The organism is Fictibacillus aquaticus (assembly GCF_002245695.1).
In the GTDB taxonomy this organism is placed as follows: Bacteria; Bacillota; Bacilli; order Bacillales; family Fictibacillaceae; genus Fictibacillus; species Fictibacillus aquaticus.
This window is the reverse complement of record NZ_NOII01000001.1, coordinates 244,828-265,166: the sequence shown is the minus strand read 5'-3', so window position 1 is coordinate 265,166 and position 20,339 is coordinate 244,828. Positions and strand designations below refer to the sequence as shown.

Genomic DNA, 20,339 nt, shown 5'->3' with positions numbered 1-20,339 from the left:
TCCTCCTTTAGGATAGTATTTATAAACGATAGACAATCCGATGATCCAGCATAATGCAATCAGCAGGAAATACGTATTGATCATAGTAATAGCCCTCCTTCAATTCCAATGGATTTGACTTCTTCAAGACTTTCAGGGTTTTGCAGGGTAGACGTGTCTCCGAGCGGCTGTCCTAAATATTTGTTCTTTAGCAGCCGGCGAGCTATTTTTCCGCTTTGTGTTTTTGGCAGGGAAGAAATAGCGATGATTTTTTCAGGTTTTAACGCTTTTCCGAGTTTGCTGATCAAGTGTGATTGCAGTTCTTCTTCTTTTACTTCTTGGTATAAAACCGTAAACACAACAGCCGCCTCACCCTTTATCGAGTGCGGTACACCTATAGCCGCACTTTCTACAACGTTTTTATGGCTTGATAGAGCGGTTTCTACCTCACTTGGACCGACTCGTTTCCCGGCTATCTTTAATGTGTCATCCGCCCGGCCAAGGATGTACCAGATTCCGTCATTGTCTTTTTGAACGAGATCGCCATGAGCCCACATTCCGCTGTATTTAGACCAGTACGATTCTATATATCTTTCATCGTTCTCCCAAAATGAACACGTCATGCCGACAAAAGACTGTTTAAGAACAAGCTCGCCAATGGTGCCATCCGTTTCTTCTCCTCGGTCATTCACGATTGATGCATTCATCCCAGGGATAGGACCGTGAAATCCGCAGGGTTTTAATGGTTTAGTAGGGAAGGAGCCTAAGATTCCGCCTGATATTTCAGTTCCGCCGGAGTAGTTGATGATCGGACACCGGTCTTTACCGATATTTGTTAAGTACCAGCGCCATGCTTCTGGATTCCAGGCCTCTCCGGTCGAACCGAGTATTCTCAGAGAAGATAGATTGTGTTTAGTAAACAACTCATTGCTTTGAGTCATCAAGGAGCGGATAACCGTAGGAGCCAATCCGAAAATAGAAACCTGGTGTTTATCTACTAAAGAAAACAGACGGTCTGCAGCTGGATAGTCAGGACTGCCTTCATAAAGGATAAGAGTAATTCCATGTATGCCAGATCCAAGAAGAATCCACGGCCCCATCATCCAGCCAAAATCGGTAATCCAAAAGAGACGGTCGTCTTTCTTAACATCGAAGCAAAAATACATATCAATCGCACTTTTTATTGCAAAGCTCATATGAGAGTGAACGGTACCCTTAGGTTTGCCGGTCGTTCCTGATGTGTAAAGAATTAAAAGAGGTTCATCAGCACCGAGGAGAACTGTGTCGGCAGATTTTCCAGGCTTTATCACTTCTTCATAATTCTTTAGTGGAATCGTTCTCATAGGCGCAGATTGAAGATGGTTGACCACAATGACATGCTCAACAGAAGGAGATTTAGCTGCTGCTCGTTCTGCGATAGATAGCAGATCAACCGGCTTTCCTCTCCTGTAGAACCCGTCAGCTGTGATGAGGGCTTTTGCTTTTGGATCCTGCAGACGGACAGCTACGGCATCCTCACCATATCCGGAAAAAATGGGAATCACGATCGCGCCGATCTTGGCACAGGCATAAAAGGAAACGGGTACTTGTGTAATCAGCGGAAGATAAATGGCTACCCGGTCTCCTTTCGTAATGCCAAGCTCAATTAGACCTGCTGCAAATTCATTCACCTGTTGATTTAAGGCAGAGTAGGTGAGGGATTCTGAACGTCCTTCTTCGGTTTCAAACACAAATGCATCCTTATCGCCATTCCCGTTATGAATATGCTTTTCAATCGCATTTTCAACAATATTCGTTTTTGCGTTCAGAAACCACTTAGTCCATGCATCCCCATTTGTGTTGTCGAAAAGGGAAGTGTAGGGTGCACTCCAGTGGATATCCAACTCTGACATGATTGCCTCATAAAACCAATTTGGTTCTTTTAGCGAGCGGGTGTAAAGTTCTTCTTCATCATGTAATCCATGCTTATTAATAAACTTTGTTATGTTGGCGTTCTCTACTTGTTCAGGATCAGGTGACCATTCAAACCCTTTTTGTTCTCTTAAATTAATGCTGATGCTCATTAAAACGTCCACCTTTCCGGAACTTCAATAAGAATAGCCATTCCTTGTCCGCCTCCTCCGCAAAGAGCTGCAATGCCTTTGCCGCCGCCTCTGCGTTTTAATTCGTGAGCTAAAGTGAGTATTAACCTGAAACCAGTTCCTGCAAGCGGATGACCGACAGCGATCGCACCGCCGTTCACGTTCACTTTGTCAAAGCCGATTCCAAGCTCAGCGCAGCTTGCGATGACCACACTCGCGAACGCCTCGTTGATCTCAAACAAATCAATGTCATCAACCGTCAGGCTCGTTTTTTTCAACAATTCATTTATTGCCTGCGCGGGTTTAAGATGCAGGCTTGTATCTGGGCCAGCGATCTCGCTCCATCCTCTTATTTTTGCAAGCGGGCTCTTACCAAGCTCTTTAGCTTTTTTTTCCGAAGTGATGATTCCTAAGCTGGCGCCGTCTGACATCTGCGATGAGTTTCCTGCTGTCAATGTTCCACCCTGCTGGAAAGCCGGGCGGAGGTTAGACAGTTTTTCGATAGAGGAACTATGGCGGATTCCTTCATCGTTTTCAAGCGTCCCTGAGATCGGCACAATTTCAGTATTCAGGATGCCATGAATCTGTGCTGTGGATGCCCTTGACTGAGAAAGGACAGCGTATTCATCTTGCTCCTTCCGTGTTATTCCAAGTTCTTCGTTTTTTGCATCGCTCAAGCTTCCCATAGACTGGTCATTCAACGAGCACCAAAGCCCGTCATTTAAGGTGTCGTAAAAGGTTACAGGACCATATGATAGCTCCCTTCTGATCGGCGCAAGGTGAGGAGCGTTTGTCATTGAATCAAATCCTCCTGTGATATAAAGATCTCCTTCGCCATATTGAATTCTCCTTGCCGCATCAGCAACTGAGGCAATTCCAGCAAGGCAAACGTTATTTAGCGTGATAGCAGGAGTTGTAGGGGAAACACCCGCGTTTATCGCAACTTTCCTTGCTGGATTCTGGCCATGGCCAGCCTGAATCACTTGTGCAAGAATGACCCCATCCGCATGAATAGCTTCAGGGACACGGTTAATTAATTCTCTTAACACAATCGTTCCTAATTCTGTTGCGTTAATAGGAGCTAAAGAACCTTTCCATCTCCCAAACGGAGTGCGTACTCCGTCTAAAATCACTGCATTCATACTCGTAATCTCCTTCCCAAAATAAAAAAGCCTCTTTCTCATAAAATATAAGAAAGAGGCTTATCGTCCATGGCTCTTCCTTATCTTTCAGACATGTATGTCTGCTGGAATGGGCACCTTTTTACCAAATGATAAATGGTTGCCGCGGGATCATGGGACCAGATTCCTAACCCGACTCTTGATAAGGCAAAACAATATGTAATTGAAATTGGTGTTAATGTTAGCATAGAGAAAATCAGAGTGTCAACAGATTATTTTGAAAATATAGAATTTACTTTATTTAAAGAAGAGCATTATTACCCTTTATATTTTACGAGATAAATCAACAGCAGACCGAAAAATAAAGCTTGAATAATATTTGTAGCTGTATTTATCTGAGGGTTAAACCTTAAATCAAAAAGGATATGAGCTGCTATATAAATACTGCTGAGTATAATCATCGTTTTTAAAAATGATCTCATTCTTTCACTCCTTTCATAAGTCCGCCGGCATTCATGAATGTCCTTTATTACTATCGGTTAACATCAATATAATTTAATTACGGCAAGCAATGAAGGAATATAGAAAATGTTATGGAAGTTTTAGTAGGTAATCAAGAAAAGGAGGAGAGGAGTTAAAAATTAATAAGCTAAAATGGATGTTAACATCTTTGATCGTTTTTATAGCAGGATTATCCTTCTTCTCGTATTCGTCAGAAGATCCTGCAATGGTGGGGATAAGGAATCAGCCTTCTTCAAATATCATGAAGGAAGAAGACTATGTAAATGTAATTAATATTGTCCAAAAATCATTATCTTCTTACAAAAAGGAGCTTGGAATCCCCAAATGCCCAGCTGATGAAATCCATAACATGTATATCAATGGGGAAGAAGCATCATTAAATTATTACAAAGGCTGTTCGAAAGAGGGCAAATTCATTCTTATGATAGGGGAAGAATTCGGACATAAAGATGCAGGAAGAGAAGTATACTCTTTTAAGAATAAAGAGATAGAAACAATCATCCAAAAATATTAGAAAGTTATTTACACTAAAACGAATACAGGACTGATCCATGATGGATCAGTCCTGTATTTCTTTAGATTAATTGTGAATAGGTATCTTGATCGAGCTTTCCGATCACTGCTGTTAGTAGTTTCACTGCATGATCTAAATCATCGCGATGAACGATTGATACATTGCTGTGAATATAGCGCGCGGGGACACTGACGACCATCGTCGGCACACCTATGTTTGATAAATGGAATTTTCCTGCATCCGTTCCTCCGCCTGTCATAATGTCAACTTGGTAAGGAATATTATTTTCCTTAGCTGTTTTGACCACAAGATCACGCAGCTTACGGTGTGCGATGATCGTCCGGTCTAAAAAGCCTAACAAAGGGCCTTTTCCCAAGCTTTTATGATCTTCTTTTTCCTGCATGCCGGGAGTATCACCAGCAACACCCACATCCAGTGCAAAAGCAATATCAGGCTTTACTTTGTTAGCAAGCGTTTCTGCGCCGCGAAGACCGACTTCTTCCTGAACCGTGGCTCCTGCATAAACTGTATTCGGTGTGTTTTTTTGCTTGAGCTGTTCTAATGTTTTTAGTGCAACATAACATCCGGCACGGTTATCCCAGTTACGGGCAAGAAGCATTTTCGAGTTTGGCAATACTTCAAATGGACATGTCGTAGCGATCGGATCACCAACCTGAACACCAAATGACTCTGCTTCTTCACGGCTTGTCGCACCAATATCAATAAACATTTTATCGATCTCCAGAACGTTCTTACGTTCTTCAAGAGTAAGAATATGAGGAGCCTTTGATCCAATAACACCTGTTAAATCACGTTTTTCCGTTAATACCTGAACCTTCTGAGCAAGCATCACATGTCCCCACCAGCCGCCTAATGGAATAAACCGCAAGAAACCGTCTTTTGTAATGTGAGTAACCATAAAACCAACTTCGTCTAGATGTCCAGCCAGCAGGATTTTCGGTCCATTCTCGCCAATTTTCCCTGCAATGCTGCCAAGATTATCCTTAACAATTTGATCAGTGACCGAAGAAAGATGTTTTTTCATAACTGCCTGAATCCGCGCTTCGAAACCTGGCGGACCTTGAGTGTTCGTGAGTTCCTGCATTAACGCTAATTCATTATCCATGTAGTTGTCAGCCCCTATTTTAAATAACTATATAGCACTCTGTCTGCCCAATCTAAATGATATTTAAACAGGAGATAAAGTACCTTTGATATACAGGAACATCCGTCAATTCAAGTACTATGATAAAATAGTGACCATACATATCCTTAGAAGGAGCTGAAATCATGGATAAAATAATACAGTTTATCAATGAAGAGCGGGCTAGACTTTGGATTACAGCCGAAGGGTTATCTGAAGAACAGCTCAACGACCAGTCCGAACCCGAAAAATGGTCGGTCATGCAAGTATTGCAGCACCTTTATTTAATCGAAAAAAGCATCACTCGCAGCATACAAGACCACATTAAAAAAGTTGATGTTCTTGCTACTGAAAACAAGCCTATTCATTTGACAGTGGACAGGACAACAAAAGTGGAAGCTCCTGATTATGTCATACCGAGCAGGGAATTCACAACAATGCAAACGATGAGAGATCGATTGGAAGGATCGAGAAAGGCGCTTTTAGAGCTAGTCAGCGGAACAGATCATGATGAAATGTGTAAAAAAGGATTTAAACATCCGATATTCGGGATGTTAAACCTTGAACAATGGGTTGAATTTATCGGCTATCATGAAAAGAGGCATATTTTTCAAATTGAAGAGATTATCGCGGATAAACTTATAAATAAGCAGTAACAAAGACTTCGAAATTTTGAAGTCTTTTTTTAATCTTCATTTACTTAAAGGAAAGAGGGATTCAAATGTAAAATATTCATAAAAGAAAAAGAAGAAATAGAATGCTATTTGACTATTTCTCCTTTTTTATTACATCGATCCTATTGCAAATCAGACCCGTTTTCATAGGCGATTACCACAACTTTTTTATTCGCCTGGGCACTAATCCTTTCTTCAAGGTTCTGGATCTCAGTCACAAGATCATCCGAAAGATCAGCTGCGGAATAGTTCTTATTATTCATTATATCATCGCTCCTTTTAGAGTTTATTATTGACAAAAAGGATTTACAATATCCGTCAGAATGTATATCTCGGACCTGATGTAATTATTTTTTATATCAATAACTCTTAAGGATTATCATTTGGTATATGAATTTATAAAAAGGATTTCAACTTTATCTTGGGATTTTTTTCAATTTTTTCTTTTTTTGAAGTGTTTTAGCAGTATAATAGTATTAGTATTTCTATATTTACAAAAAGGGGACAATTCATGAAGAAAATAACCTACTTATTTTTGGTGTTTTTATTAGTTTTCCTTGCAGCTTGTTCATCAAGTGAAACAACTAGCAAAGAGGCAAATGCTGAAACAACTAGCAAAGAGGCAAATGCTGAAACAAAGAAAAAAATAAGGAACAGAATGTAGCTGAAGCTAAGGTGAAGGCGGAAGCTAAAGCAAAGGCAGAGGCTGAAGCTAAAGCGAAGGCAGAAGCAGAGGCTAAAGCAAAAGCGGAGGCTGAAGCTAAAACGAAGGCAGAAGCAGAGGCTAAAGCAAAGGCGAAGGCGGAAGCTAAAGCGAAGGCAGAAGCAGAGGCTAAAGCAAAGGCGGAGGCTGAAGCTAAGGCAAGTTCAGAGGTATTTGCCAACTGTACTGAATTAAGAAAAGTATATCCAAAAGGCGTTCCAGCTGATCATCCAGCATATCACCCTAAAATGGACAGAGATAAAGATAATTACGCTTGTGAGCTTTAATAGAATTATGAGGTAAGCTGGGTCTTAACTGGTGTTGCCACTTTTAAGACGTTTTAATTGGTCCCTCTGAAATAAATGAGAAGGACTTATTTTCTGTAAGGATGTAACTTCTTCAACTAAAATGGGTACTCGAAGATTCTTCTAAGATTTTAGTTAATCATATAAATATCGTAAAATAATCAAATTAAAATAGAGGTGCAATGTGCAACTAAGAAGGTATCAAAAATCATATGGAATTATTGTATTACTTTCACTGCTTACTATATTTACTAGTTGTTCACAACAAAATAATACTGAAATTAAAGAAAATAAAACTCAAGAAGTAAGCAAAGAAAAAGCTGCCACTGTTGAAAATAAAAAAAGTGCACCTGAATATGAAGCTGATAAGACGACTAGTGAAACCGCAGTCAGTTCAAGCGATCCTGCCACGAGTACTCCAGCAGTAACAAGTGTTAATGGTGATTTTGACTACAGTAAATACCCACCAATTGTTGTAGATGGCGGAGATATGTCAGGTTATAGAGAGCAAAGTGTAAGAGTTGATATCGGATTTGGCGACAGGGAATATTGGGCTTTTACAAATGAATACGGACAGTTAATCCGTGTTGAGGCTAAAAAAATAATAATCCAAAACCCGAATACTGAACATGTTACATCGTCTGGGAGATACTATTCTGATGAAGCAAAGGTTCCCGGCACAGAGAGCCAAGAATTAGATGAAGGGCATGTGATTGCTGACTCACTTGGGGGAGTATCTAACGCATACAACATTACACCTCAAGACAGCATTCTCAATAGGCACGGCGATCAAGCATATATGGAAAAAGTGATTAGAGATGCAGGCGGCTGCACAGATTTCGTAGCAGTGATTCAATATCCAAATACTCAGACGCAAATACCTAACCATTATAAATACACATACAAAATTCAGGGCAGATCCGTTACAGATGAATTTGACAATGTAAACCCAGATGAAGTGAACAAGAATTTAGGTAAAACGACCGGTACGAGCAGTACGCCACCGAAAACAGTCAAAGTACCAGCACCAGACCAAACGGCAAGCAGTAATGAAGATGTTAGTAAAGTGGATACTAATCATAATGGTAATGTTACGATCGCTGAGGCAAAAGCTGCTGGCTTTAAAATGCCAATTACGCGCGATTCATGGCTCTATAAATATATGGACGATCGGGATGGTGATGGACTAGTTGGTGAGTAATCATTGTCTTGAACCTTGAACAAGCAATTGATTCTAACATTACATGAAAAAAAGACATATTAATTAAGGTAAACAGAAGGGATATGCCTTCTGTTTTTTATTACCTTCAATGGATAATGACATACGGGTGCGATTCGGTGAGTGAGGAAGAGTTGCTGAAAAAACGCACCGGCGGTATATGGATACATTCTTGTTTATTTCATTTTATTAGTTTACATAATATATATTCTAGGAAGCAATGTGAAATAACATGAAAGTTGTCTCATATCAAAAGTATACTTAAGATAGTGAGACAAAAGAAAAACTTTACACTTTTAATAATTTTTATAATCATTTATTTATTTGAATGAATTTCCAAGTTTATTCATCCAGTCCCAGTTTAAGCAAACAATATACTTTTTACTTTCCCGAACTTCAAAATTCCTTGGATCTGCCGGCAGCTTTAGATTCTTTGCGCCTTTATCATCTGTTTTATAAACAATAATTTAAAGATTATGATATTCACCCATTGCCCTTGCAATATCTATAATGAATAGTATAATGTGTTAAATCCGACAAAAATGATAAGATAAGGCGGGATATCTTTGGCAGAAACTGTTATAAATTCAACTGTAAAAAAACAACGGCGCACTACAGTCGTGGCAAAATTAAGTCCTATGCAGACACCTCTTGTTATTATTGGTGTATTAGCAGCTCTTTCCCTGCTTGCACTAACGGTTCATACAGCTAACTGGACTCAGGGAATCTTGTTTATTGTAGGTTTATTGCTAGGGTGTGCGCTTTTATATGCACGTTTCGGCTTCACCTCGGCGTTTCGCAGGCTTGTATCAGTCGGCAATGTTCAAGGATTGCAGGCGCATATGCTTATGCTCGCTGCCGCTTCCGTACTGTTTGCCATTATCCTGAGTACCGGCTTCAGTTTTACAGGAGCGCAGCCAGCTGGAAATGTTTCACCTGTTGGCGTAAGTCTCTTAGTAGGAGCCTTCTTGTTTGGCATTGGCATGCAGCTTGGCAATGGCTGTGCATCCGGGACTCTATATTCACTGGGCGGCGGTTCTTCATCGATGATATTGACGCTATTATCCTTTATCGTTGGAAGTGTTATTGGTGCGTATCACTTTGCATTCTGGATGGAAGAAATGCCTTCCCTCCCGCCGATTTCGTTAGCTGAGTCTACCGGTCTCGGATTTGCTGGTGCTTTGGCTGTCCAGCTTGGGTTATTTGCCCTGATCTATTGGATTACTGTTCAGATTGCCAAAAAGAAAAATCCTCCTATGATGAAGCCTCTGCCTACAACCACAGGATGGAAAAAAGTGATTCGCGGCTCGTGGCCTCTTTTTGCAGCTGCTATCGTTCTAGCATTGCTGAATGCTTTAGTCTTAGCGATCAGAGGAACACCTTGGGGCATTACATCAGCATTTGCACTTTGGGGCGGAAAAGCAATGATGGCTGCAGGGGTTGATGTATCAAGCTGGGGTTACTTTGCTGGTCCTAAAGGTGCAGCATTGACACAAAGTGTATTGACGGATTCAACCAGTGTGATGAACTTCGGCATTATGATAGGAGCATTTATTTCAGCAGCTTTTCAAGGAACATTTAAACCTGGAAAAATTAAACCTGGTGTTGCAGGAGCTGCCATCGCAGGCGGACTGCTTATGGGCTATGGTGCCCGTTTGGCGTTCGGATGCAACATAGGCGCATATTTCAGCGGTATCGCATCATTCAGCCTTCATGGATGGATTTGGGCTTTAATGGCTATGCTCGGCACCGGTTTAGCACTGTTTATTCGTCCGCTGTTTGGCTTAAAGAACCCAAAATCAAATGATTCTGTTTGTTAATAACAAAGCAGCTAATGGACTATTCCGTTAGCTGCTTTCATTTGCATTATGCTGCTTAATTTAGTTGACCCGAGTCTCCAGCCCAATTAAAGTAATAATAAAATGAGGAGGTTTAAATATGTATCAAACAAATATCCGTCAAAAAAATCATGATCGAAAGAATGTAAACACGACCCTAAGCGAAGCATTATACAGTGAAATAAAGCTGCTCGCACGTAAAATGGAACGGCCTGCAAATGAATTAATTGAAGAAGGAATGAAGATGGTTCTTGAAAAATATAAAAAGAAAAAATAGAACATTTAATTTACATAATAATGTTATGTTCAACTAAAACAGGGGGTTTGACTATTTATGTCCCCGCCTGTTTGTCTTTTCCTCTCATTATCCCTGCGATTAGAAAAATAACGATAACGGCATATAGTGTAAACCACCACATTGTCCAGTTCTGTCCTACAAAATCGGTAAATTCCATCATGTTCTCATGAATGTGATTGGCCATAGACCATATAAGAATGGCGCATGGAAGCAAGAATACGCGCATGCTTGTGTGGCCAGAAATGTGCTTCAGCCCAGAAACGGCAGCAAACAAACAGACAACCACTTTTACAAGGATGCCAAAAATCCATACGACCGTTATCAGCACCTCGATCCTCTCTAAAATACTTACTACCGAAATGTTTCTCATTAATTCATAAGTTGGATAGCTTTGCCTTTTAACCATATAATCCCCTTGTACACCTACTACTGCAATAACTGTAATGATCAGAACCGCTCCCCCCCATAAAAGACCTGCCATATAGCTTTTCGTTAGTTTTTCTTTTTGTTTAACATAGACGAAAACCGAGCCGAGCAAAATAATTTCTATAAATGGGAAACCAGTTGTGGAATAGGCCCCTTGCGCGATATAGACAAATTTCTGATCAAATACAGGCTTTAAGTTCGAGAACTCAAATTTATTGATTGTTAATAACAGCGATCCGATGAACAATAGAAACATCCACGGGTTCAAGAATTCACTGACTCTGGCAATATTATTGAAACCGTAATACGTTGTATAAACTGCCAGCAGGATAATCATGATTTGATATGTCCACGGGTTCGATTCTGGGATAACATTGGCTATCATAAAATTACTCAGGTTGCGGATAACATAGGCTGCAAGGTGCAGAGCATAAAAGACGATTGTGATATTGACCGCTGTTCCCATTATCTTGCCTGCTGTTAGTTCATTAAGAGCAAAAATGGATTGAAATTGATATCTTTTCAGTAAAAACAACCATAAGATATTAATAAGAAATCCTATTATTACAGCTAATATCATTGAAATCCATGCATCCTGTCCAGAAAAAAAGGATGTCAGGTTGGGAGCCATCAGAAGAGAACTTCCCATTATGAAACTGAAAACAATAAGAGAAAGCTGCCAATGATTCAGGTTGTGGTTCATATCATCCTCCAAACATCATGGCATAAACAGGCTTGAACAGTGCTCCGATCCATTTATCGAACGGAAATAACTGTTTCCCGGCCAAAAATGAAATTGTATATATGATGGTAAAACCCCAAAGAGCGGTGAGAGTAACGCGGTATTTTATGGATTGTGCTTTATTGTTCATGGATGGACTCAACCCTCGCTCCGACTGTCTCCAGCGTGATATTTACAGTAGTTTTTACATTTGCATCTGAAAAATGTTCTGCCCAATCTTTTTTGTACTTTCTCCACATTTCTGGATGGTTATCGTATAACAATTTCCCGAACCCAAATACATCAAGCTTTTTTGACTGCGCTTTATCTATCACGCTTGTCAGTTCCTTCGTTAATTCTTCTTCAATTTGAAACTCAATTTTTTTAAGCTCTTTTGGGCTACCGACGTTAATTTTGCAAGTGACTTCCTGCAATATGGCTTTTCCTTTCACGTTAATCTTATACGATAGCTGTCCATCATGAACTTTTGGCGTAACATCCGTTTTAATTCCTTTTATTAATGAACCTACATATCCTTTGCTGTGATTACACTTGTGCGATAGTATGAACATTTCATGAGCACGGCTGTTGATGATGGCCCAGCCTCTTGTTTGTTTTGTATTGTACCAGCCTTTCATCTTGTCTTTTTTAAAATAGGCTAGTCCTGTTATTCTGAACGTTTTGTTGTTAGCATCGATGTTCTGCAGATTTTGTGTATCATCAGCCTGATTATCAAACTCGACTCTTTCCACCCCTTGAATAACAGGATCACGATATTGTCCGTGTATCCAGTTGATGACCTCCTTTTCTTGTACCCCCTCAGCCACTCCTGTCGCGGCAGCTGATTGCTTTACCCTGTTGCGCAGAGACTCTGCGGGATTTTTAAATATTGGCGTGTAAATGGTCAATATATTCTTAGCTGTGGATTCTTTGGCAACAAGCATCAGCATACTGTCTCTTATTCCGTGATTTCGTTCCAAAAAATCAAACAGTCCATCTATCCCTTTTTGCCTTGCGTATTCCTCTCCTACGACGATACACGTTACATGAGAGAATAAAAGCTTTCTCGGTAGAATAGTCGACGCCTTTTCTACAGCTTCATAAACGGTCTTGCCTGTGACTGAATACGTATAAACAGCCCCGCCTGATGCACCCGCAGGCGCCCCCCCTTGTCCTCCAGCACTTCCTCCTGCATTGACCACCTGAAAATGGACTGCCGTATTATCTTCTTTAATATCAACACCAATAGCTGAAACAATAAGGAGTTCATTCAGTTCAACTCTTCCTGAACATCCTGACATTAATAATCCGACGCTTAGTAAAAAGGTAAAAAAACACTTTTTTATTATCATGATTTTTTACTCCATTTACTGTACAGCTTAGTCTGAGTCCACCATAAAGGGAAACGGAGGATGCTGTCTTTCTGCTGTCCTGACTGAAAAGGTGCCAGCGGTGTAAAATACGGTTTTCCCATAGACGTTAGTGCACATAGATGGATAATCAGGCCGAACAGGAAGAATATCATGCCAAAGATACCCGTCGTAGCCGCCAAAACCATGAGTATAAACCGTAAGAGCCTAGCCGCTCCACTGAATCCATAATAAGGTGAAACGAAGCTTGAAATGGCTGTGAGTGATACAACAATAACGACTGCAGGAGATACAAGCCCTGCTGCTACAGCTGACTCCCCAATAACAATTGCTCCAACAATAGAGACGGCTGAACCAATCGGTCTCGGCATTCGGATCCCAGCTTCGCGAAGTACTTCAAAAATCGTTTCCATCACCAGCGCTTCTACAAAAGCTGGAAATGGCACTCCTTCCCTTTGAGCACCCAGGCTGACAAGAAGGCTTGTCGGGATTAATTCATGATGAAATGTTGTAAATGCAATAAAAGCAGCAGGAAGTGAGATCGAAATAATAAATGATAAAATGCGTATAAGCCGGATAAAAGTAGACAAATCAAAATGATGATAATAATCTTCTGCTGCCTGAAAGAATGATATAAATGTGGTGGGCGTGATTAAAACAAACGGAGTCCCTTCAAACATGATGACAACTTTTCCTTCTGTAAGAGCGGCAGCTGCTACATCTGGTCTTTCTGAAGATTGAAATACCGGAAAAGGCGAATAGCCATTCTCATCGATCAGCTCCTCGATCATCCCGCTTTCAAACACTTTGTCCGTGTTGATGTTTTTGAGGCGTTCCTTCACTTCTGTAAGTACATCCTGATCTACTATCCCATCAAGATAAGCTATCAGCACTGTGGTCTTAGTGATCTTACCTACTTCAGACAGATTAAACCGCAAAGACGGGGTATTGATCCTCCTTCTTATAAGGGTCGTGTTTGTCTGCAGTGTTTCTACAAAACCTTCACGCGGTCCCCTGACCATCGTCTGAGACTGTGGCTCTTCCACTCCTCTGGCTTGCCACATTTCAATCGCCAGACAATACACAGCATCAACTCGGTCAACAAAAATGGCTGCATGGCCTTTAAGCACAGCTGCTGTAATCTCATCAAAATGGCGGTACGTATATAGAGGCGCCGCCGTTTCGAGCTGATGAATCAGTTCTTCAGGTTTTTTTTTGCAATCCGTTTGCTGCCATCTTTTAATAGGCTCAAATATCGAAAGTTCAATCTGCTGTTTATTCACCATCCCCTCAATATAGCAGACAGCAAACTTCACAGGAGCATGCAGGAATTCAATGACTTTTACATCAATACTGTTTCCTAGCAATTCTTTGATCTTCGCAAGGTCTATGTGTATGTCAGCTGAAACAGGCAGCTTCTCCTCAGATCTTGAAGTTTCTTTCTGGCTGATATGCCTTTTTCGTTTGAAAAATGGATGGGTCATCTTTTCCCGCTCCTTACTATTTCGCTCTTCCTTATTTTGGTCAGGTAGCGCAATAGTATGCGGATAAACAAGAAATGAGCGCTCTCCATAGCAGGTCGAGCGCTGGTAGCATCTACTTTTTGTCCTTAAACAACTTGGAAATCTTTTCTATTGAAGAAAAAAATTATGATTGAATAACACTCTCTAGGGTCATCCTGACGTCAAAAAAGCACCTTGTCATCGACAAGGTGCTTTTTCTATGGCAACAAAACATATCGGTTGATTATTGTTAATGAAGCTGCCAGCGCAATGATTGTTCCGAACTGCTTCTCAAGCGGTGATCCGGTTTTAATAAACAAAGGAAAACGGAAACGAATAGGCAGAGGGTACAAAAATTGTATTCCTCTGCTTGTCATTGCATCAAGCAGCATGTGGCTCGCAGCCCCAATCAAAAGTCCTTCTTGTAGCTGGGTCGTATACTCATACGGCCAAAACCGGCTCAGCCAGTATAGAAATAAAAGCATGAGCCAGCTATGAGTAATCGTTCTGTGGCCGAATACTTTGCTGATGCCTTTTGATGCGATTACGGTCTTTCTTCCCAAAAAAGAACCGGGATGGCAGAGGTCCGGAAGAAGACTTCCAGCCAAAGCCGCGCCCATAAACAACGCTTCACCCATTACATCTCCAACAGGAGCATGGGTATATGTCTTGTACAGCAGTGCTGAGGCAGCACCGCCGATTACATGGGTTTTCATGTTCATGGCTGTATCCTGCTCTCAAGATGTAATTATGCTTCTATTGCTCTTTGATCGTTTCAGACGAGACTCGCTCTTGCAGTCCAACAACTGGACCAGTATCGTTCGTGTCGACAATGAACGATCCATTACTGTAACGGTCTGCCGGCTTAAACGCTGAAGCTTTAACATGTTCAATGGTTCCAGAGGATGTTTCAACTTCATACTCTTGATCTAAAATATGAGCTCTCACTCCCGCTATCCTATGCGGATTGGACTTCAGTTCACGTACCATGACAAGACCCCGTTTGGCTCGTGATGTTTTTTCAAATTCAGTCAGCTTCATCTTCTTCATAGCGCCTCGATTTGTTGCAACAAGGAGCTTTACATTGTCAGATGGTTCAGGCAATGCTGTACCTGCGACCATAAAGTCGCCGTCTTTCAAGTTAATACCCTTTACTCCTGCTGCACGGAGACCGACTGTACTGATTTCTTCCTCGCTGAACCATAATCCATATCCAAAGTAAGTGGCCAAGAATACATCCTGTGATCCGCTGGTCCGGCTAACATCGATCAGTTCATCGCCGTCTTTCAGCTTAACGGCAACAAGTGTTTTGTTAAAACGGGTGGCTTTGTATTGGCTTAGCTCTGTTTTCTTAACAAAGCCTGACTTGGTGAAGAAAATTAAATAATCTGTTTCGCTGAATTCTTTCACATGAATGACCTTGACCAGGTGTTCATCTTTTTCGATGCCTACCATATTGACAAGGTGAGCACCCATGTCTTTCCATCTGATTTCTGGAATTTGATAGACTGGAAGGAAAATATAGTTTCCTTTATTCGTGAACAGCAGCAATGTTTCAGTCGTGTTAAATTGACCTACGGAGATTAGCCGGTCTGTTTCCTTCATTCCTGGGGGTTCTCCGTTTGAAGCTGTATAGGACCGCACACTCGATCTTTTCACATAACCGTCCTTCGTCACTGCGACCATCACGTCTTCAGAAGGAATCATCACTTCCATATCAATCTTGATCTCTTCGATTTCAGCCTCAATTACGGTTCTTCGCTGATCAGCATACTTCTTCTTCACTTCTGATATCTCTTTTTTAATGACAGATAATAGCTTTTTCTCGCTATCCAAAATGGATCGCAGTTCCTCGATGCGTTTCTTGAGCTCTTCAGCTTCTTTTTGAAGTGTCGTTATATCGGTATTTGTCAGTCGGTAGAGCTGCAATGTAACGATCGCTTCTGCCTGAGCTTCTGAAAACCCATATTTTGCGATCAAATTATCTTTTGCATCACGCTTATCCTTTGAAGCGCGGATTGTCTCGATCACTTCATCGAGGATGGAGATCGCTTTGATTAATCCATCGACAATATGCTGGCGCTCTTCAGCTTTGCGCAGGTCAAATGCTGTACGTCTTGAAACGACTTCCTTCTGATGTTCGATATACGCAGAAAGGATATGTTTCAATCCCATTAGCTTTGGAGTCTTGTTTTGAATAGCTACCATGTTGTAGTTATACGATACTTGCAGATCCGAATTTTTAAAATAATAGTTCAATACACCTTGCGCGTTTCCGTCCTTGCGCAGTTCAATCACAATGCGAAGTCCGGTTCGGTCCGTTTCGTCCCTTACTTCTGAAACTCCGTCTACCTTTTTATCAAAACGGAGTTCATCCATCCGCTTTACGAGATTAGCCTTGTTAACCTCATAAGGAATTTCCGTGATGACGATTTGCTGACGGCCGCCCTTTAACTCTTCAATTTCGGTTTTAGCGCGGATAATGATGCGGCCACGCCCTGTTTCAAAAGCTTTTCGGATGCCATCTGCACCTTGTACGATGCCGCCTGTCGGAAAATCTGGCCCTTTTATTACAGTTAATAGCTCATCTAGAGAACAGTCCGGACGATCCATCTGCATGATGCATGCGTCAATGACCTCACCTAAGTGGTGTGGTGGAATTTCTGTTGCATATCCAGCAGAAATCCCTGTTGAACCGTTGACTAAGAGGTTTGGATATCGGCTTGGCAGAACAACAGGCTCTGAATCCGTATCATCAAAGTTCGGGATGAACTCAACTGTCTCTTTCTCGATGTCACGCAGCAATTCAGAAGCGATAGGAGAAAGCCTTGCTTCTGTATAACGCATCGCGGCTGCGGGATCTCCATCGACACTTCCGTTATTACCATGCATCTGGATGAGAACATTTCGCACTTTCCAGTCCTGGCTCATCCTGACCATCGCTTCGTACACAGATGTGTCGCCATGAGGATGGTAGTTGCCGATTACGTTACCAACTGTTTTTGCCGATTTACGGTAAGGCTTTTCTGCAGTATTGCCTTCATGATGCATCGCATACAATATACGGCGCTGAACCGGCTTCAAGCCATCACGTGCGTCAGGCAGGGCACGTTCCTGAATGATGTATTTACTATATCTTCCGAAGCGGTCGCCGATGACGTCTTCTAGCGGAAGCTCTCTGTATTTTTCAAGCAATGACACGTTTAAACCTCCTCAGATGATGCAGACAAATTCTCGTTATCCAGTATGTTCGTCTCTTCGTCCAGTCCGAAAGCGACATGTTCTTCGATCCATTTTCGCCTCGGCTCAACTTTATCTCCCATCAGGACAGAAACACGCTTGTCCGCTCTTGCCGCATCATCGATCCGTACCTTGATTAATGTCCGTGTATCCGGATCCATCGTCGTTTCCCACAGCTGATCAGCGTTCATCTCTCCAAGCCCTTTATAACGCTGGATGATGTATCCTTTGCCGATTTTCTTCATCGCTGTTTTTAATTCATCTTCATCCCATGCATATTCAATAACTTCTTTCTTTCCTGCACCTTTGCTAACTTTATACAACGGCGGAAGCGCGATATATACTTTGCCGTTTTCAATCAGCGGCTTCATATAACGGTAGAAGAATGTTAAGAGCAGCACTTGAATGTGGGCACCGTCTGTATCCGCATCTGTCATGATGATGACCTTGTCATAATTGATGTCATCAAGTGAGAAATCGGTGCCGACTCCCGCTCCGATCGCATGAATGATCGTATTGATCTCTTCGTTTTTAAAGATATCAGCAAGCTTTGCTTTTTCGGTGTTAATGACTTTACCACGCAGCGGCAGGATTGCCTGAAACTTACGGTCCCGGCCTTGCTTTGCAGAACCTCCCGCTGAATCTCCCTCTACCAGGTACAATTCGTTGCGCTGAGGATTTCGAGAAGTCGCAGGTGTCAGCTTGCCGCTTAGCATCGCATCCTTACGTTTACTTTTCTTGCCATTGCGTGCGTCCTCACGTGCTTTTCTCGCAGCTTCACGAGCCTGCGCGGCCTTTATGGATTTTCGTATAAGCATTTCGCTGATTGCTGGATTCTCTTCAAGAAAATACGCAAGTTTGCCGGCGACAACTGCATCTACGCTTGATCTAGCTTCACTCGTTCCCAGCTTGCTCTTTGTCTGTCCCTCAAACTGCAGCTTTTCTTCTGGAATGCGGACAGAGATAACTGCTGTTAACCCCTCTCTTATATCGGAGCCATCCAGATTCTTGTCGCGTTCTTTTAAAAGGTTCACTTTTCTGGCATATTCGTTCATGATGCGGGTAATCGCTGTTTTTGATCCCGCTTCATGTGTACCGCCATCTTTTGTTCTGACATTATTGACAAACGAGAGAACATTTTCTGAATAAGCATCATTGTATTGAAAAGCAAAATCAACTTCGATGTCATTGACTGTACCCTCGAAGCTCACGACAGGGTGAAGAGTATCTTTATCCTCGTTTAAGTATTCTACAAACGCTTCAATGCCCGTTTCATATTGAAACTCTTCTCTTGCGCCGCTTCGCTTGTCCTCAATTACAATCTTCATGCCTTTTAAAAGGAATGCAGCTTCTCTTAAGCGCTCGCAGAGCGTTTCGTAATTATAGTTAGTCGTCGAAAACATCGTTGGGTCCGGCTTAAAGTGGACGATAGTCCCGCTCTTTCGCGTCGTCCCTTTTTTCTCTAGTGCCGTTACCGGCTTACCGCCGTTTTCAAAACGCATAAAATAGACATAACCATCACGGTGAATTGTTACATCCAGCCACTCTGACAATGCGTTTACAACAGATGCACCTACACCATGCAGGCCGCCTGATGTTTTATAGCCTCCTTGGCCAAATTTTCCGCCAGCATGAAGGATTGTGAAAATTACTTCTGGTGTCGGTTTGCCCAGTTTGTGCATTCCGACAGGCATTCCCCGTCCTTCGTCAATAACTGAAATTGAATTATCCTTATGTATGGTTACTGAGATTACATTCCCATGCCCAGCCAGGGCCTCATCGACTGCGTTGTCTACGATTTCGTATACGAGATGATGCAGCCCTCTCGCATCTGTACTCCCAATGTACATGCCAGGTCTCTTACGGACAGCTTCTAGGCCTTCAAGCACCTGAATCGAATCGTCGTTGTATTCTAAAAATGGTTTTTCAGCCAAGATTGTTGCTCCTTTCACGGTAAAGAAAAAATGCAATAGTTACATCATATCAGAACGTTTGTTTCTATTCCAGCAGTCCCTGTTTTCATTGTATAACTTCTTCCTCTATATAAATAGATGATTGCGGTATTTATTTTCAGGGATGAACATGAAAACCACCCCATAAATGGGGGTGGCTTGGAATTTAAATAAAGGCATGTTCAACTTTAATGCACTTGTTCATAATATACGGAATGCCGGCTTCCTGTAAAATCGTAGCCGCTTCATCGCTCTGCAAGCCAAGCTGAGCCCAAAAAACGTCTGCAGAAATAGCAGCAGCTTCCTTCGCAACTTCAGGAAGATATTCGCTTCGCCTGAACACATTCACGATATGAACCGGTCCTTCAATTTCTTTAAGTGAACCGTATGCCTTTACACCAAGAGCTTCATCAATATTAGGGTTTACTGGCAGTATTTCATAGCCTGCTTTTTGCATATATTCGGATACCACGTAAGATGTGCGCCCTGGATTATCTGAAAGTCCCACTACCGCGATCCGCGTTTTTGTGTTTAGCACATTTTTAATGTCTTCTCTTGTCAGTTCCATATTAAACGCCTTCCCCTCTAATGGATATTTTTGTCTGCTTCAGCTGTTATTTCCCTTTCCCCTTCTTAAAGAAACAAACATCTTTTCTTACTGTTATAGTCAACTTTAAAGTAAATAAACCGTATGTTTAAAGCAGGATGTGCCGTTATACCTACTCTATGT

The 20,339-nt window shown here is 41.7% G+C and carries 17 protein-coding genes, 1 pseudogene and 1 riboswitch; of the genes and pseudogenes, 7 read left to right on the top strand and 11 right to left on the bottom strand.

Annotation, left to right across the window (positions count from 1 at the left end):
• Positions 1 to 80: 80 nt before the first annotated feature.
• Both CGZ90_RS01495 and CGZ90_RS01490 read right to left on the bottom strand, forming a co-directional pair.
• Positions 81 to 2,042 carry an AMP-binding protein gene (locus CGZ90_RS01495; protein WP_094250564.1) on the bottom strand — a complete coding sequence of 654 codons (1,962 nt, stop codon included), beginning with the start codon at positions 2,040 to 2,042 and terminating at the stop codon, positions 81 to 83.
• Positions 2,042 to 3,202, bottom strand: coding sequence for a thiolase family protein (locus CGZ90_RS01490; RefSeq protein ID WP_094250563.1), 1,161 nt, complete (start codon positions 3,200 to 3,202; stop codon positions 2,042 to 2,044). The genes CGZ90_RS01495 and CGZ90_RS01490 overlap by 1 nt, the downstream gene beginning before the upstream one ends.
• A gap of 77 nt (positions 3,203 to 3,279) precedes the next feature.
• Positions 3,280 to 3,390: riboswitch (SAM riboswitch) on the bottom strand.
• Positions 3,391 to 3,851: 461 nt separating this feature from the next.
• Here CGZ90_RS01490 and CGZ90_RS01485 point away from each other — a divergent pair.
• A complete protein-coding gene (locus CGZ90_RS01485; protein WP_133063539.1) occupies positions 3,852 to 4,217 on the top strand; it encodes a hypothetical protein in 366 nt (121 codons plus the stop codon).
• Positions 4,218 to 4,278: 61 nt separating this feature from the next.
• On the opposite strand, the gene CGZ90_RS01480 is transcribed toward CGZ90_RS01485, so the two are convergent.
• Positions 4,279 to 5,343 (bottom strand): M42 family metallopeptidase, encoded by a 1,065-nt coding sequence (locus CGZ90_RS01480; protein WP_094250561.1) that lies wholly within the window; start codon positions 5,341 to 5,343, stop codon positions 4,279 to 4,281.
• A gap of 164 nt (positions 5,344 to 5,507) precedes the next feature.
• Here CGZ90_RS01480 and CGZ90_RS01475 point away from each other — a divergent pair, with 164 nt between their 5' ends.
• Positions 5,508 to 6,017 carry a DinB family protein gene (locus tag CGZ90_RS01475; RefSeq protein ID WP_094250560.1) on the top strand — a complete coding sequence of 170 codons (510 nt, stop codon included), beginning with the start codon at positions 5,508 to 5,510 and terminating at the stop codon, positions 6,015 to 6,017.
• Positions 6,018 to 6,157: 140 nt separating this feature from the next.
• Here the strand turns inward: CGZ90_RS01475 and CGZ90_RS20580 are convergent, their stop codons facing one another.
• Entirely contained in the window at positions 6,158 to 6,298 is a 141-nt protein-coding gene (locus CGZ90_RS20580; protein WP_165766735.1) for a hypothetical protein, read from the bottom strand.
• Positions 6,299 to 6,546: 248 nt separating this feature from the next.
• Between CGZ90_RS20580 and CGZ90_RS20575 the strand changes: the two genes are divergently transcribed.
• The 5 genes and pseudogenes from CGZ90_RS20575 (at position 6,547) to CGZ90_RS20440 (ending at position 10,377) form a co-directional block, all read left to right on the top strand.
• A complete protein-coding gene (locus CGZ90_RS20575; protein ID WP_165766734.1) occupies positions 6,547 to 6,699 on the top strand; it encodes a hypothetical protein in 153 nt (50 codons plus the stop codon).
• Positions 6,700 to 6,905: 206 nt separating this feature from the next.
• Positions 6,906 to 7,025, top strand: a pseudogene (locus tag CGZ90_RS21255) (excalibur calcium-binding domain-containing protein); the annotation flags it as partial.
• A gap of 202 nt (positions 7,026 to 7,227) precedes the next feature.
• Positions 7,228 to 8,244, top strand: a complete 1,017-nt coding sequence (locus CGZ90_RS01465; protein ID WP_094250558.1) for a DNA/RNA non-specific endonuclease — start codon at positions 7,228 to 7,230, stop codon at positions 8,242 to 8,244.
• A 584-nt stretch (positions 8,245 to 8,828) separates the two neighbouring features.
• On the top strand, positions 8,829 to 10,082 hold the full coding sequence (locus CGZ90_RS01460; protein ID WP_205727362.1) for a YeeE/YedE family protein: 1,254 nt from the start codon (positions 8,829 to 8,831) through the stop codon (positions 10,080 to 10,082).
• Positions 10,083 to 10,200: 118 nt separating this feature from the next.
• Positions 10,201 to 10,377, top strand: coding sequence for a ribbon-helix-helix domain-containing protein (locus CGZ90_RS20440; protein ID WP_133063538.1), 177 nt, complete (start codon positions 10,201 to 10,203; stop codon positions 10,375 to 10,377).
• Positions 10,378 to 10,432: 55 nt separating this feature from the next.
• On the opposite strand, the gene CGZ90_RS01455 is transcribed toward CGZ90_RS20440, so the two are convergent.
• The 7 genes from CGZ90_RS01455 to CGZ90_RS01425 all read right to left on the bottom strand — a co-directional run bounded on the left by CGZ90_RS01455 (position 10,433) and on the right by CGZ90_RS01425 (position 20,177).
• The gene (locus CGZ90_RS01455) at positions 10,433 to 11,527 is read right to left on the bottom strand and encodes a GerAB/ArcD/ProY family transporter (protein ID WP_094250557.1); all 1,095 of its coding nucleotides are present in this window, start codon (positions 11,525 to 11,527) and stop codon (positions 10,433 to 10,435) included.
• 158 nt (positions 11,528 to 11,685) lie between these two features.
• Complete coding sequence (locus tag CGZ90_RS01450) at positions 11,686 to 12,897, bottom strand: Ger(x)C family spore germination protein (protein ID WP_094250556.1); 1,212 nt, start codon at positions 12,895 to 12,897, stop codon at positions 11,686 to 11,688.
• Positions 12,894 to 14,399 (bottom strand): spore germination protein, encoded by a 1,506-nt coding sequence (locus CGZ90_RS01445; protein WP_094250555.1) that lies wholly within the window; start codon positions 14,397 to 14,399, stop codon positions 12,894 to 12,896. The genes CGZ90_RS01450 and CGZ90_RS01445 overlap by 4 nt, the downstream gene beginning before the upstream one ends.
• A 236-nt stretch (positions 14,400 to 14,635) precedes the next feature.
• On the bottom strand, positions 14,636 to 15,139 hold the full coding sequence (locus tag CGZ90_RS01440) for a metal-dependent hydrolase (RefSeq protein ID WP_094250554.1): 504 nt from the start codon (positions 15,137 to 15,139) through the stop codon (positions 14,636 to 14,638).
• A gap of 34 nt (positions 15,140 to 15,173) precedes the next feature.
• Positions 15,174 to 17,618 (bottom strand): DNA topoisomerase IV subunit A, encoded by a 2,445-nt coding sequence (gene parC / locus CGZ90_RS01435; protein WP_094250553.1) that lies wholly within the window; start codon positions 17,616 to 17,618, stop codon positions 15,174 to 15,176.
• 2 nt (positions 17,619 to 17,620) lie between these two features.
• Entirely contained in the window at positions 17,621 to 19,591 is a 1,971-nt protein-coding gene (gene parE / locus CGZ90_RS01430) for a DNA topoisomerase IV subunit B (protein ID WP_094250552.1), read from the bottom strand.
• Between the two features lie 184 nt (positions 19,592 to 19,775).
• Positions 19,776 to 20,177, bottom strand: a complete 402-nt coding sequence (locus tag CGZ90_RS01425) for a CoA-binding protein (protein ID WP_094250551.1) — start codon at positions 20,175 to 20,177, stop codon at positions 19,776 to 19,778.
• Positions 20,178 to 20,339: the final 162 nt, after the last annotated feature.